This is a genomic window from Paraburkholderia ultramafica (assembly GCF_902859915.1).
Taxonomy (GTDB): domain Bacteria; phylum Pseudomonadota; class Gammaproteobacteria; order Burkholderiales; family Burkholderiaceae; genus Paraburkholderia; species Paraburkholderia ultramafica.
This window is the reverse complement of record NZ_CADIKK010000001.1, coordinates 347889-361840: the sequence shown is the minus strand read 5'-3', so window position 1 is coordinate 361840 and position 13952 is coordinate 347889. Positions and strand designations below refer to the sequence as shown.

12 protein-coding genes and 1 pseudogene are annotated in these 13952 nt (G+C 63.5%); 6 read left to right on the top strand and 7 right to left on the bottom strand.

Annotated features, from left to right (window positions below):
* Window positions 1-3: 3 nt before the first annotated feature.
* Together HV744_RS01730 and HV744_RS01725 are read left to right on the top strand one after the other, a co-directional pair.
* On the top strand, window positions 4-630 hold the full coding sequence (locus HV744_RS01730) for a LysE family translocator (protein ID WP_175147827.1): 627 nt from the start codon (window positions 4-6) through the stop codon (window positions 628-630).
* A gap of 447 nt (window positions 631-1077) precedes the next feature.
* Window positions 1078-1719, top strand: coding sequence for a 2-hydroxychromene-2-carboxylate isomerase (locus HV744_RS01725; RefSeq protein WP_175147826.1), 642 nt, complete (start codon window positions 1078-1080; stop codon window positions 1717-1719).
* Window positions 1720-1752: 33 nt separating this feature from the next.
* Here the strand turns inward: HV744_RS01725 and HV744_RS01720 are convergent, their stop codons facing one another.
* Window positions 1753-2007, bottom strand: a complete 255-nt coding sequence (locus HV744_RS01720) for a DUF2866 domain-containing protein (RefSeq protein WP_175147825.1) — start codon at window positions 2005-2007, stop codon at window positions 1753-1755.
* 260 nt (window positions 2008-2267) lie between these two features.
* Between HV744_RS01720 and HV744_RS01715 the strand changes: the two genes are divergently transcribed.
* The gene (locus HV744_RS01715) at window positions 2268-3383 is read left to right on the top strand and encodes a GGDEF domain-containing protein (protein WP_175147824.1); all 1116 of its coding nucleotides are present in this window, start codon (window positions 2268-2270) and stop codon (window positions 3381-3383) included.
* A 245-nt stretch (window positions 3384-3628) separates the two neighbouring features.
* Here the strand turns inward: HV744_RS01715 and HV744_RS01710 are convergent, their stop codons facing one another.
* From HV744_RS01710 to HV744_RS01695, 4 genes and pseudogenes are all read right to left on the bottom strand, one after another.
* Window positions 3629-5092, bottom strand: coding sequence for a catalase (locus HV744_RS01710; protein ID WP_175147823.1), 1464 nt, complete (start codon window positions 5090-5092; stop codon window positions 3629-3631).
* A 211-nt stretch (window positions 5093-5303) separates the two neighbouring features.
* Window positions 5304-7037, bottom strand: coding sequence for a peptidoglycan D,D-transpeptidase FtsI family protein (locus tag HV744_RS01705; protein ID WP_175147822.1), 1734 nt, complete (start codon window positions 7035-7037; stop codon window positions 5304-5306).
* Between the two features lie 167 nt (window positions 7038-7204).
* Complete coding sequence (locus HV744_RS01700; RefSeq protein WP_175147821.1) at window positions 7205-7591, bottom strand: trimeric intracellular cation channel family protein; 387 nt, start codon at window positions 7589-7591, stop codon at window positions 7205-7207.
* Window positions 7592-7905: 314 nt separating this feature from the next.
* Window positions 7906-8229, bottom strand: a pseudogene (locus tag HV744_RS01695) (cache domain-containing protein); the annotation flags it as partial.
* 615 nt (window positions 8230-8844) lie between these two features.
* Here HV744_RS01695 and aepX point away from each other — a divergent pair.
* Genes aepX through HV744_RS01680 form a run of 3 tightly spaced genes read left to right on the top strand, consistent with a single transcriptional unit; the run spans window position 8845 to window position 12845 of the window.
* The gene (gene aepX, locus HV744_RS01690) at window positions 8845-10593 is read left to right on the top strand and encodes a phosphoenolpyruvate mutase (RefSeq protein ID WP_175147820.1); all 1749 of its coding nucleotides are present in this window, start codon (window positions 8845-8847) and stop codon (window positions 10591-10593) included.
* Window positions 10590-11753: a phosphonopyruvate decarboxylase gene (aepY, locus tag HV744_RS01685; protein ID WP_175147819.1), complete on the top strand. Its 1164-nt coding sequence runs from the start codon at window positions 10590-10592 to the stop codon at window positions 11751-11753. Before aepX ends, aepY begins: the two co-directional genes overlap by 4 nt.
* 24 nt (window positions 11754-11777) lie before the next feature.
* On the top strand, window positions 11778-12845 hold the full coding sequence (locus HV744_RS01680) for a 2-aminoethylphosphonate aminotransferase (protein WP_175147818.1): 1068 nt from the start codon (window positions 11778-11780) through the stop codon (window positions 12843-12845).
* A 79-nt stretch (window positions 12846-12924) separates the two neighbouring features.
* Here HV744_RS01680 and HV744_RS01675 read toward each other — a convergent pair whose 3' ends face one another.
* Complete coding sequence (locus tag HV744_RS01675) at window positions 12925-13065, bottom strand: hypothetical protein (protein WP_162494316.1); 141 nt, start codon at window positions 13063-13065, stop codon at window positions 12925-12927.
* Between the two features lie 114 nt (window positions 13066-13179).
* Window positions 13180-13884, bottom strand: a complete 705-nt coding sequence (locus tag HV744_RS01670) for a PIG-L family deacetylase (protein ID WP_175147817.1) — start codon at window positions 13882-13884, stop codon at window positions 13180-13182.
* Window positions 13885-13952: the final 68 nt, after the last annotated feature.

Genomic DNA, 13952 nt, shown 5'->3' with positions numbered 1-13952 from the left:
GACATGCTTGACCTATCCACGTTGGGGACTTTTGTTGCCGTCGTGTTCGGGCTCTTTCTGGTTCCGGGCCCGGCAGTGCTGCTGGTTTTGACGCGCACCGTGCATGGCGGGCGCAAGGCCGGCATTCTCACAGGCCTCGGTATTGCGGTCGGCGATTTCATTCATACGCTGGGCGCAGCGGTCGGCCTCTCGGCATTGCTGATGACCTCCGCGCTTGCATTCAACGCGGTGAAATTCGTCGGCGCTGCCTATCTGGTCTATCTGGGCATTCGCGCGTTGCGCGAAAAGCAGGCGAGCGCGCACATGTCGGCAGTCGCGCCGGTGTCGGCGTCGAAAGCGTTCTTTCAGGCGATTCCCGCCGAAGTATTGAATCCCAAGACCGCGCTGTTTTTCCTCGCGTTCCTGCCGCAATTCGTGCGCCCCGAACACGGCTCGACGTTTTTGCAGTTCACTACGCTAGGGCTGATCTTCGTCGGTATGAGCGCGCTTTATACGACGCTGATCGTGTTGACCATTCGTCCGCTGGGCAGACTCGTCAAGCGTCTGACGTGGCTGACGCGCTGGCAGAACAAGCTCATCGGCGTACTGTTCATTTCGCTCGGCCTGCGCGTGGCGGCGCAAACGCGCTGATCGATCGGGGTCGTGGCCGCTTCGTTGCGTGATCGGGGAGCGCGGTCGCGTTCTGGCTAGATGTTGCGGCGCTGCCGTCTCAGACGGCCTTCGCGTGCGTATTCCATCTGGCTTTGCGCGCGCACGGCGACGAAAAATACTGTATATATGTACAGTATGCCCGTCTTTTTACGAAACCTCGTAGCGCGCGTCAGTGGGTTTTCGCGGGTCCGTGCGAGCAGGCCTCAGTGGGTCCAGGACAACGTGAGCAAGATGGACGAGGATACGACGATGATGAAAAGACAAGCGGCGGTGAGCATGTCGTACGGATAGTTCATGGCGTAGCCGTCAAACGTGGCGTGGGGAAAAGTTCATCATAGGCAGAACCGTCCCACGCGACTGTTAAGCATTGCAAGGCGCAGTGCATCGGCGGCAACGAGTTGGCCGCGCATGACCCAGGAGGCAAGCATGACCGACGCTGCGTCTTCCCAAGCAACCACGCTCGCACCGGAAATCGAGTTCTGGTTCGACTTCGGCAGCAACTATAGCTACCTCAGCGTCATGCGAATCGAGGCGCTGGCGGCGGCGCGCGGCGTGCGGATTCGTTGGCGCCCGTTTCTGCTGGGACCGGTCTTTCGCGACCTCGGTTTTGACAACTCGCCTTTCGTGTTGCAGAAGCAGAAGGGCGCGTACGTGTGGAAGGACATGGAACGGCAATGCCGCAAATACGGCATCGCGCTGACGCGTCCCACCACCTTCCCGCGCGCGGCGCTGCTGGCGATGCGCGTAGCGTTGCTGGGCGCGGATCAGCCATGGATTGCCGCCTACTGCCGCAAGATCATGCAGCTGAATTTCGCCGATGACCGCGACATCGGCTCAGCGGAAGTAGTGAGCGAAGCGCTCGACGAACTGGGTTTGCCCGCTCGGGACATCATTGCCGACGCGCAAAGCGACGCCAACAAACTGCGCTTGCGTGAACAGACCGAGGCGGCCGCGGCCAAGGGGATCTTCGGCGCGCCGACGTTTTTTGTCGGCAATGAAATGTTCTGGGGCAACGACCGGCTGGATGATGCGTTGGAGTACTGCGATTCGATCGCGTCGCGCGGCTAGCGTAGTGAATGAGCCGGACGCCGCCGGCTCCTACTAGTCGCCGTGCTGGCAGAAGCGGCGGCCGGGAACGTGTGAGACGACGGCCTGAGCGATTTCGAGCGGGGTGCTTTCGGCGGGCACGACCCGGCGGCTCGATTCGGGCGTGTGCTTCATGGTCCATTCGACGAGCCGGTACGAACGTCCCCAAGGCGGCTGCAGCGGGTCGGAGACCTTGCATGAATGGATCTGGCGGACCCATTCGTTGCCGGGCATGGCGCGCAGATGCTCGAATACTGTCTCTTCAACCATGGTGTGACTCCTTCTTCGCGGGCCTGCAGCCCTTCTTTTGGCGCGTCGTCGACACCCCTAAGAAAAAACGCCGCCGATATTCTGGCGGCTCAACAGGGGATGGTGTGCGCCATGGTTGCAGGGAAGAATTAAGCCAAACTTAAAAAACGCAAAAGCGCCTGCGTCGCGATTCCACCCTCAAGACCTCGCTGGATTGGCCGTTATTAAAGCAGTTGGGGCCGCCAACCCCGCTTCGCCTTCGGGCTCGCATCCCTTATAACGTGACGAACCCTGCCCAAACGCCGCTCTCCGGCCGCCTTCGCTCGCTAGTCGACACCGTGCAACACAACGAGCGCACGTTGCGCCGCTTTCAGAACGTCGAGTTGCGTTTGATCGGCGCGCAGGATTTCGTGTCGTTTCTCGACACCTTGTTCCGCCATCTGCCGCAGGAATTCGCTCTGGCGAGCGTGACGTTATGGCTCGACGACCGCGCGCCGTTGCTGCTCGAACTGCTCGAGCCGATTGCCTTGCGCGCGCTCGATCAAGCGAGCCTGAAGACTTCGCGCGAGGGCGGCCTCGCCGCGCAAGGTCTGTGCGAGGAAGGCCGGCCGTGGCTGGGCAGGCCGCGCGAACTGGACGACACCGCGCGCCGCGCGTTCTTCGGCGACGCGCCAACGCCGGCGAGCGCGATTCTGCTGCCGCTTGCCGCGGACGATACCGTCAGCGGTTATCTATGCCTCGGCAGCGACGACCCGGCGCGTTTCGGCGACGGCATGGCCACGGACATCCTGGAGCGCTTTGCGAGCATCGTGACGGCGAGTCTCGACAACGTCGCGCATCGCGAGCGGCTCAAGCAGCTCGGCATGACCGACTCGCTGACCGGCCTCGCCAATCGCCGCTATTTCGACGAGCGGCTGCGCGAGGAACTGATGCGCGCGGTCCGTTATCGCGTGCCGGTGGCGTGTCTTTTCATCGACATCGACAGTTTCAAACGCATCAACGATACCTACGGCCATCAGACCGGCGACCGCGCGTTGGCGGCGGTGGCGGCCTGCATACGGCAGCAGGTGCGGCTGGGCGATACCGTCGCGCGTTATGGCGGCGAAGAGTTCGCCGCGCTGCTGCAAGGCGATCAGGCCGATGCGCTCATCGTCGCCGAGCGCGTGCGGCTGGCGGTCGAAAAACTCGATTTGCAGGACGATCATGGCGAGCGCATTGCGTTGACTGTGTCGATCGGTGTCGCGGCGCGCGTGGTCGGCGGGGCGCCGACCGAGGCAGTTTCGCTCGGTCGCGCGATGCTCGAGGAAGCCGATCGTGCGATGTATCAGGCCAAACGCAATGGCCGCAATCGTATCGAGGCGCTGGTGAAAGCCGGCAGCGATCACGCAGAACGCTGATTTTTGCCGCTGATTGGCCACTAAGGCTTCGCGGGAAAACTCACACATGGCGCAGGGGACAGTCGCGAGCCGCACACACTCGCAGCCGCAGCGCATGCGCCCCACACGCGCCCCAGACATCACGAGCACGCGCACGCACGCACGCAACGAACAAGAGATAGCCGTGAAGAAGCACTCACGGCTCATACCGGTCTAGTTTTCTGTGCCGGTTGCTCACGCAACCGGCACAGCACATCGCCAACCGCTTAAGGCAGCGCCGTTTCCGAAACCGGCGGCATCTTGCCGAGTTCCTTCCTCACGCCGTCGGCGTAACTCGGGTCGACCTTTTCGAACAGCGCCAATTGCCGGTCGACGATCTCTTTCGGCACACCGGCCATCGCTTCAGCGATATTGCAGTAGAGGCGCTGGCGCTGCGCCGCGTCGAACAGCTTGTACAGCGCGCGGGGATGGCTGTAGTAGTCGTCGTCCTCGCGATGGTCGTAGCGCTGGATCGTGCCTTCCACCTTGAGCGGCGGCTCGTTCACCGACGCATCCTGCGGGAACGCGCCGAACCGGTTCGGCTCGTAGTTCGGCGTGGCGCCGAGGTTGCCGTCCGTGCGCATGCCGCCGTCGCGATGATAGGTGTTCAGGGTCGACGTGCGCGGCGCATTCACCGGAATCTGATGGTGGTTGATGCCGAGCCGGTAGCGGTGCGTGTCGCCATACGAGAAGAGGCGGCCCTGCAACAGACGATCCGGCGAGAAGCCGATGCCCGGCACGATATTGGCCGGTGTGAACGCCGCCTGCTCGACGTCCGCGAAATAGTTCTCCGGGTTTTTGTTCAGTTCGAGCACGCCGACGTCGATCAGCGGATAGTCCTTGTGCGACCACACCTTGGTGATGTCGAACGGATTTTCCTTGCGCGCATACGCTTCGGTTTCCGGCATGATCTGAACGCAGAAGCGCCACTGCGGGAAGTTCTTCTTTTCGATCTGTTCGAACAGATCGCGCTGCGCGCTTTCGCGGTCACGGCCGACCAGCTCGGTGGCCTCGGCATTCGTATAGTTTTCGATGCCCTGCTTCGACTTGAAGTGGAACTTCACATAGAAGCGCTCGTTCTGCGCGTTGATCAGCGAGAACGTGTGCGAGCCGTAGCCGTTCATCTGCCGGTAGTTCTTCGGAATGCCGCGGTCGCTCATCAGGATCGTGACCTGATGCAGTGATTCCGGATTGCGCGACCAGAAGTCCCACACCATGTTGGCGTCGCGCAAATTGTTCTTCGGATTGCGCTTTTGCGTGTGAATGAAATCGGGGAACTTCAGCGGATCGCGGATGAAAAACACCGGCGTGTTATTGCCGACCAGATCCCAGTTGCCTTCTTCGGTATAGAACTTGATCGAGAAGCCGCGCACGTCGCGCTCCGCGTCGGCCGCGCCGCGTTCGCCCGCGACCGTGGAAAAGCGCAGGAACAGCGGCGTGACCTTGCCGACTTCGAAAACCTTGGCTTTGCTGTAGCGGGTGATGTCGTGCGTGATGGTGAGTGTGCCGAATGCGCCGGAGCCTTTGGCATGAACGCGGCGCTCGGGAATGACTTCGCGGTCGAAATGCGCGAGTTTTTCGATCAGCCAGAAGTCCTGCAGCGTGATCGGGCCGCGCGGGCCGACGGTTTCCGAATTCTGGTTGTCACCGACCGGCGCACCGGCCGCGGTCGTCAAAGTGCGATTCGTCATGGCGTTTCCTTAGCTTGCTTGCGGGGGGAAGGCATCGATCGCTGTCGTCGCGATCCATGTGCAGCGTCGCGCCGGATGCCCGATCGTCCGGCGCGACATTCAGTCTAGCAAGGCTTTTCGCGCATTGCGCAGTCAATGGCTGTTAATTGGTCTGAAGCGGTCTGAAGCGGAATGAGCGATGCGCGGAGCAGTTGACGATGCGGTGAACGCTTCAAACGCCCGGCGCATCCGGCGGCACCCCCAGCAACTGTAGCGCGCCGCCGGTCACTCCGCCGAATACCGGCCCCGCCACCGTGCCGCCGTAAAACGCCTTGCCGGCTGGGTCGTCGATCATCACGGCGACGATCAGCCGTGGGTCGCTCATCGGCGCCATGCCGACGAACAGTGCGCGGTAGCGGTTTTTCGCGTAAGTTGCGCCGATCTGTTTGCGCGCCGTGCCGGTCTTGCCGCCGATCCGGTAGCCGTCGACCGCCGCCGCGCGTCCCGTGCCGCCTTCGCCGGTGGCCATTTCCAGCATCGCGCGGATCGCCCGCGCGGTCGCCGGCTTCGTCACCGCGAGGTTCTGATCCGCCGACGGCGCGGCGGCGCCCGCCCCATTGCGCAGCAGACTCACGCGCTGCATCGTGCCGTCGCCCGCATACGCGGTGTAGACCTGCGCGATCTGCAGCAGCGAAGTGGACAGCCCGTAGCCGTACGCCATGGTCGCCTGTTCGATCGGGCGCCAGCGTTTGTACGGGCGCACCTTGCCTGACGCCACGCCCGGAAAGGTCAGCTCGGGCCTCAGGCCGAGCCCGTATTGCTGGTATTTGGTCCAGATCGTCTCGGCCGGCAGATTCAGCGCGAGTTTGGCGAGCGCGATATTGCTGGACTTCTGCACCGCTTCGGAGACGGTCATCATGCCGTGATTCGACGTGTCGTGAATCACGGCCGGGCCGATCTTGTACCAGCCGGGGGCGGTATCGATGACGCTTTGCGGCCGCACCTTGCCCTCGTCGATCGACAACGCGACGACCAGCGGCTTGATCGTCGAACCCGGTTCGAAGGTGTCGACCACCGCGCGATTGCGCAACTGCCGGCCGGTTAGACGAGCGCGGTCGTTCGGATCGAAGCTCGGATAGTTGGCGAGCGCGAGAATCTCGCCGTTGCGCGCGTCGAGCACCACCACGCTGCCGGCTTCGGCGTGGTGTTTCGCGATCGCTTCCTTCAGTTGCGCGTAGGCGAGCTGCTGGATGCGCCGGTCGATCGTCAGATGGATGGTCTCGCCGTTGCGCGCGGGCACCAGCGGCCGGGTCTCGGACACCACTCGGCCGAGCCGGTCGCGGATCACTTCGCGCTGGCCGGGCACGCCGAGCAACTGCTCGTTGGCGGCCAGCTCGACGCCTTCCTGGCCGTTGTCCTCGATATCCGTGAAGCCGACCACGTGCGCCGCCGACTCGCCTTCGGGATAAAAGCGTTTCGAATCCGCGATCTGCGTGACGCCGGCGAGGCCCAGTCTGGACAGATGAGCGGCGGTGTCGGCGTCCACCTGGCGTTTGAGCAGGACGAAGGTTTTGTCGCCGTTCAGACGCCGGCGCAATTCCGCGAGCGGCAGGTCGAGCAGCTTCGACAGCGGCGCGACGGCGGCCTCGTCGATCAGCCTGGGCGACGCCCAGATTTCGTAGGTCGCGAGGCTGACGGCGAGCATCGAGCCGTTGCGATCGACGATCCGTCCGCGCGTCGCGTCGAGTTCGATGGTGCGCTGATAGCGCTTTTGCCCCTGATCGACGTAGAAGTCCTGATTCACCACCTGCACCCAGAACGCGCGGCCCGCCAGCGACGCGAACGCGCCGAACACCAGCAGGACGATGAACTTCGAACGCCACGCCGGCAGGCGCGCGGCCAGCAGCGGGTTCTTCGCGACAGGGGTGTACGGGTCGTGCGGCTGCGATTTTTTCTTCTGGATCATGGGGTGCGGATAACGAACTCGATTAACTTGCGCCGCCGGAATCGGCGGCGGTGAACACCTGGTGTTGCCAACGGAAGCGTACGGCCAGCATGCGCACCGCGAAGCCGCCGGCCAGCACCGCCACGGACGGCCGGCCCCGGCGCCAGGCCGCATGCCTGCAACGCGACCTACAGCGCGCCGGCACCGAGCGCGATGCCGGCGTACAGTTCCTCGCGCAACACCAGCGGCATCTGATTGCATAGCAGGTCGCGCAACATGCCGCCGCACACGCCGGTGATCGCGCCGGCCAGCACGACGATCGCGGGGCTGACGTTGAGCGTGGCCGCCACATCGCAGCCGATCGCCGCGAAGGCGATCAGGCCGGTCGCGTCGACCGTGACGAACAGCCATTGCCAGTTGCGCAACCACTTCGCGCCAGCCGCAGCGAGCGTCGTCGCCCCGATTGTAATAAGAACGTAATCTGGATGCGAGATCCATGCAAGCGGTCCATGCCGCGGCGCATGCCCATTACGATAATGGCCGCCTTCCAACGCGCGCCATGCAGCGAGCTTCACTGACGAAGCCGCTCGCGAGCGGCGCGTACAGGGACAAAAAAGCCGCGCGGACTTGCAAAATCCGCGCGGCTGATTCGTTCGATTAATGCGTCGACTCCGACGCGGCGTGTTAAAGGGGCGCTCTCTGCCTGTCGAGCGCCTCCTTTTTTTCGTGGGTTTTCCGAGGTGTTGCTTGCGGTTTGCGCGTGGGGCACCTGGCGCCAGGCGGCCGGCGTGCTGCGAGCGCCAACGCTACCCTCAGCGCTAACGCCCCCTCAACCCGGCAACGCGAAGCTGGAAATCGCCTCGCGCAGGACCCCCACTTGATCCTTCAGCCCAACCGGCTCCTGCTTGAACGGGTGCATCAGCATGACCGGCTGCGAATCGTTGATGGAGATGTAGCCGTCCTTGCCGTAACGCATGGCCGCCAGCATGTCGAGCGCCTGCTTTTTGGCGTCGGCTTCGGAGATCGTGTGCTGTTGGGCCAGCGCGTAGTAGTGGGCGACGATGTGGTTGCCCTGGTCGATCAGCGCGGTCAATTGATCGCGGCGGTCCGAAATCATCGACGCACGGTTTTGCCATGCGCCAAAGCCGCCGATCAGGATCAGGCCGATCCACAGCACGGCGATCATGGAGGCCAGTTTCTTGTTCAGAGTCATAGCAATGAGATTTGCTTTCGCAAAGTGGTCGGTCGGAGTGGGGTCGCGTGTCGCAATTGGTTTGTCGCTTACTGCGCTTACTGCGTTTACGGCGCAATGCTGTTTGCTGCGCAGGGCAGGGGAAACCCGCTGTTTTACGTTGTTATTCGTCTGATTTATAAGCCGTTTGCCTTCTGCGATGGAATTTTCAAGGCTGGCCCAAGAAGGCAACTTATTTGATTTTCTATTGCCTGCTTTATTTGCATTTGAGTTGCTTAAAGTTGGATGCCGGCGCGTATCGGGGAGTAAAGGGATAATCGGTGCTTGCCAATAAAAGCGGATATTTGACAATCAAAACCGCCGCGACTAATAACGACTCAAAGCGGGCAGAAATAGCGCTAACCCATGCCTGGTATGATGCCGCGTCAAGATTCCACAAAACGCCAAGCAAATCCAAAATCCCCGCCTATTGTGTGAAAATGCAAAAAACAACACATTTTTCAACTTAACCGCAACGCCGGAAAATCCCGTTCTTCGAAAAGACGAACAAATAAAAATTCCGCTATAGTCGCCGTTTTCAAGTCGCCAGCCGGGCACAAAAGAGCACCAATAAGCCCGCCATCAGGAGTCAAAAAAATGAACGCCCGGCAACCCGCCTTCGTCTCCGTGTCGCGCAGCGCACGTCTGCGCCAGATGCTCGTCAGCAACGAACTCGAATTCATGATGGAGGCCCATAACGGCCTGTCCGCGCGAATCGTCCGTGAAGCCGGCTTCAAAGCGATCTGGGGCTCGGGACTCGCGATCTCCGCACAATTCGGCGTGCGCGACAACAACGAAGCAAGCTGGACCCAGGTTGTCGATACGCTCGAATTCATGGCCGACGCCAGCGATCTGCCGATCCTGCTCGACGGCGACACCGGCTACGGCAACTTCAACAACGTGCGCCGCCTCGTGCGCAAGCTCGAACAGCGCGGCATTGCCGGCGTCTGTATCGAAGACAAGCAATTCCCCAAGACCAACAGCTTCATCAACGGCGAAGCGCAGCCGCTCGCCGATATGGACGAGTTCTGCGGCAAGATCAAGGCCGGCAAGGACTCGCAGTCCGACGAAAATTTCTCGATCGTCGCGCGTGTCGAAGCATTGATCGCCGGCTGGGGCATGGACGAGGCGCTGCGTCGCGCGGAAGCCTATCGGCAAGCCGGCGCGGACGCGATCCTGATTCACAGCAAGCTCTCGCGTCCTGACGAAATCCTCGAGTTCGCGCGCGAATGGGCCGGCCGCGGTCCGCTCGTGATCGTGCCGACCAAGTACTACAGCACGCCCACCGAGGTGTTCCGCGAAGCCGGCATCAGCACCGTGATCTGGGCGAATCATCTGATTCGCGCGGCGACCTCGGCGATGCAGGCTGTCGCGAAGGAAATTCACTCGAACGAAACGCTCGTCAACGTCGAAGACAGCATTGCCGCCGTCAACGAAATCTTCCGTCTGCAAGACGCCGACGAATACTCGGAAGCCGAAGACCGCTATCTGTCGAGCGGCCGCGCGGCCGGCGCCGCGGTCGTGCTTGCCGCGAGCCGCGGCAAGGGTCTGGAAGCCGTCACCGAAGACCGTCCGAAAGTCATGCTGCCGATCGCCGGCAAGCCGCTGTTGCGCTGGCTCGTCGATGCGTTCAAGAAGCAGGGGGTGAACGACATCACGGTGGTCGGCGGTTATCGCGCCGATGCGATCGAAACGGCGGGGATCAAGCTCGTCGTCAACGAACAGCACGCGCAAACCGGCGAACTCGCGTCGCTCGCGTGCGCGGTCGATAAGCTGGCGGGTGACACGGTCATCTCGTACGGCGATCTGCTGTTCCGCAGCTACATCCTGCGCGATCTGGTCGAGAGCGAAGCGGCGTTTAGCGTGGTGGTGGATTCGTCGCTGACCGATACGGAAAACGCCAGCGTGCGCGATTTCGCGTGGTGCTCGGCGGCCGACGATCGCGGCCTGTTCGGCAACAAGGTCACGCTTCGTCATGTGTCGAGCGGGCAGATCGCGTCGGCGGCGATCGCATCGCAAGCGCCGCATGGCCGCTGGGTCGGTCTGCTGAACGTGCGCGACGCAGGCCGCGAGCGCTTGCAGGCAGTGATGAGCCAGCTGCAGGCGCGCGCGGATTTCGCTTCGCTAGACATGCCCGCGCTGCTGAACGCGTTGATCGAAGCCGGCGAATCGATTGAGGTGCAATACGTGCATGGCCACTGGCGCGGCGTGAACGATCTCGACGACTTCCGCCGTGCCGGCGACTTCGCGCATGCGCAAGCGCCGTTCGCGGCCGCGGTCGGCAATACGGTCAACCACGCGGTGAACCACGCCGCGAAGGACGCCACCAACGGAGCCGCGCAATGATCGAAGCAGCACAGTTTGTCGAGGCAGCACGCGAGCGCGGTTTCGACTGGTATGCGGGCGTGCCGTGTTCGTATCTGACGCCGTTCATCAACTACGTGTTGCAGGACGAGTCGCTGCATTACGTGTCGGCGGCCAATGAAGGCGACGCGGTTGCGCTGATCGCGGGCGTCACGCTCGGCGCGCAGAACGGCCGGCGCGGCATCACGATGATGCAGAACTCCGGGCTCGGCAACGCGGTGAGCCCGTTGACCTCGCTGACGTGGACCTTCCGTCTGCCGCAATTGCTGATCGTCACGTGGCGTGGCCAGCCGGGCGTCGCCGACGAGCCGCAGCACGCGCTGATGGGCCCCGTCACGCCCGCGATGCTCGACACGATGGAGATTCCCTGGGAGACCTTCCCGACTGAAACCGACGCGATCGGCCCGGCACTGGATCGCGCGATCGCGCACATGGATGAAACCGGCCGCCCTTACGCGCTCGTGATGCAGAAGGGCAGCGTCGCGCCGTACGAGTTGAAAGATAGCGGCGCGCCCCCCCGCCGTGCGCCGGTTGCGCCGCGTGCGCAGTTCCACGACGTCGCGGCGAGCGAACTGGCTTCGCGTCACGACGCGTTGCAGAGGGTGATCGCGCACACGCCGCTCGAATCGACGGTGGTGCTCGCGTCGACCGGTTTTTGCGGACGCGAGCTCTACGCAATCGACGACCGTGCGAACCAGTTGTACATGGTCGGCTCGATGGGCTGCGTGACACCGTTCGCGCTGGGCCTTGCGCTCGCGCGTCCCGACTTGCACGTGGTCGCGCTCGACGGCGACGGCGCCGCGCTGATGCGCATGGGCGCGTTCGCGACACTCGGCGCTTACGGCCCGTCGAATCTCACGCACGTGCTGCTCGACAACGGCGCGCACGACTCGACCGGCGGTCAGGCGACGGTGTCGTCGCAAGTCTCGTTTGCGGGGGTTGCGGCAGCGTGCGGTTATGCGTCGGCGGTGGAAAGCGACGACCCGGGCGTGATCGATCAGTTATTCGAAGCACCGCTACTCGACGGCCCGCGCTTCGCGCGCCTCGCGATTCGCTGCGGCACGCCGGACGGCCTGCCGCGTCCCACCATCACGCCGCCCGATGTGAAGACGCGCCTGATGCGCCACATCGGCGCCGCTTAACGTAAAAATCAAGGAGGAGCGCCGATGTTGCTGCTCAATCCCGGTCCGGTGACGCTCACCGAACGTGTCCGCAACAGCCTGTTGCAGACGGATCTGTGCCATCGCGAAAGCGAGTTTTTCGACTTGCAGGAAGAAGCCCGCACGCGGCTCGTCGAGCTGTACGGGCTCGACGCAAGCGAATGGCAGGCCGTGCTGATGACCGGCTCCGGCACGGCCGCGGTCGAAAGTATGACCGCCGCGCTGGTGCCGCAAGACGGCAAGCTGCTGGTCGTTGAAAACGGCGTGTATGGCGAGCGTATTTCGCAGATCGCCACGCAATACGGCATCGCGCATGAATCGCTGAAGCATGACTGGATGCACGCGCCGGATCTCGCGAAGATCGCCGAACGTCTCGACGCGGACAAGGCGTTCACGCACGTCGCGGTGATTCATCATGAAACGACGACGGGCCGTCTGAACGACCTCGCGGCGCTCGGCGCGCTGTGCCGCGAGCGCGGCTTGCATCTGCTGGTGGACGGCGTGAGCAGTTTCGGCGCCGAGCCGATCGATTTCGCCGACGCCAGTCTCGACGCGGTCGCCGCAACCGTGAACAAATGTCTGCATGGCGTGCCGGGCGCGTCGTTCGTGCTGGTGCGGCGCGCGGCGCTCGCGCAGGCGGCAAGCCGCACGTACTACCTGGATCTCGGGCGGCTCGCGCGTCTGCAGGATCAGCGCAACACACCGTTCACGCCTTCGGTCCACGCGTACTACGCGCTCGTCGAAGCGCTGCGCGAACTCGCCGACGAAGGCGGCTGGCGCGCGCGCCACAAGCGCTACGCCGCACTCGCCGAGCAGGCGCGGGCGGGGCTGGCCGAGCGCGGGGTCGGCAGCGTGTTGCCGCCGGAGCAGTCGTCGGTGGTGCTGCGCGCGTACCGGCTGCCGGACGGCGTCGCATATCCGCAACTGCACGACGCGCTGAAGGCGCGCGGCTTCGTCATCTACGCGGGGCAAGGCGGCTTGTCGGCCGAACTGTTCCGCATTTCGACGATGGGCAATATTCAGGCCGCCGACATCGACCGGCTGTTGCAGGGCTTCACCGAACTGACGCGTTGATTCACGCGCCGGCTGCCGCGCGGCAGGCTTTGGCCGCGCGGTGCGGCGTAGTGTGGTGCGGCGCTCGGGTCCGGTCAGGTCAGACCGGATCTTTGTCCGGCGGTCCATCGGGCCGCTGCGGCTCCTCGACGTGATGACCGGGCGACGGCGGCACCAGCGGGTCGGCTTCCGGGTCGCGGTTCGGATCGGCGTGGGGGTCGGGAATCGGACTGGTATGCATGTCGTAGCTCATCGCATCACCCTGTAGTTGAAAAGCGTGCGGTCCGCGCGCTGACGCCCGAACCCACGCCGGCAATTCTCTTCAAGCGTAGGCGTTTCCGGCGCGCCTTGCCGCTCACTTTTTTGCGCGGCGGCGCACGCTGAGCTGCCAGTAATGCTCGGTGGCGAAGACGTCGTCGTAATTGCCCGCGCCGAATGCGCGCAACTGGCTGACATACGCATTGACCGCCTCGCGTTTGAGCTGCGCGCGGCGCTGGAGATCGATCGTATGGGCCGCGCTCGGATAGGCTGGCGTCGCCACGATGCCGCGCTGCGCGAGATCGGCAAGGCGCGCCTGCACGACGCCGGGCGTGCGCCGGTGGATCGCTTCCTCGTAGCCGAACCAGATCAGATGCGATAGCCGCGGCAGGATTTCGCAGCAGGCTTCGAACACCCGCACGTGATCGTCGTGATACAGGCCGAGCGGCATGAGCAGCGTGTTCGCGGTCGAGCGATAAATGGTTTCCTCGAGCATCGCCGCCATGGTGCTGATCGACGGCGAGTCGGAATACTGGCTGGCGCGAAACGGCATGCGCAGCGGAATCGCGTCGAGCACCTCGAGCGCGCGATTGTCCTCCAGCGTGCGCTCGTGGACGGCCTCATAGGCGTTCGCGAAGCCCGATCTTTGGTCCCATTCGGTATGCATCTCATGTTCGGGCGGCGCGGCGAATACCGTGCAGACCTGGGCGTCGGGGTGCGCGGCGAGCAATGCGCCGCAACTGAAGACGGCGTCGTCGAAATGGGGCGAGACGATGAACAGGCGTGGACTGGTTTCGCTCATGAGGCGTGTAGGGTTGAGGCGCGGCGGGCCGTGTTTTCGGCGTAAGCTTTTGAGCCTGGATCGCGCGG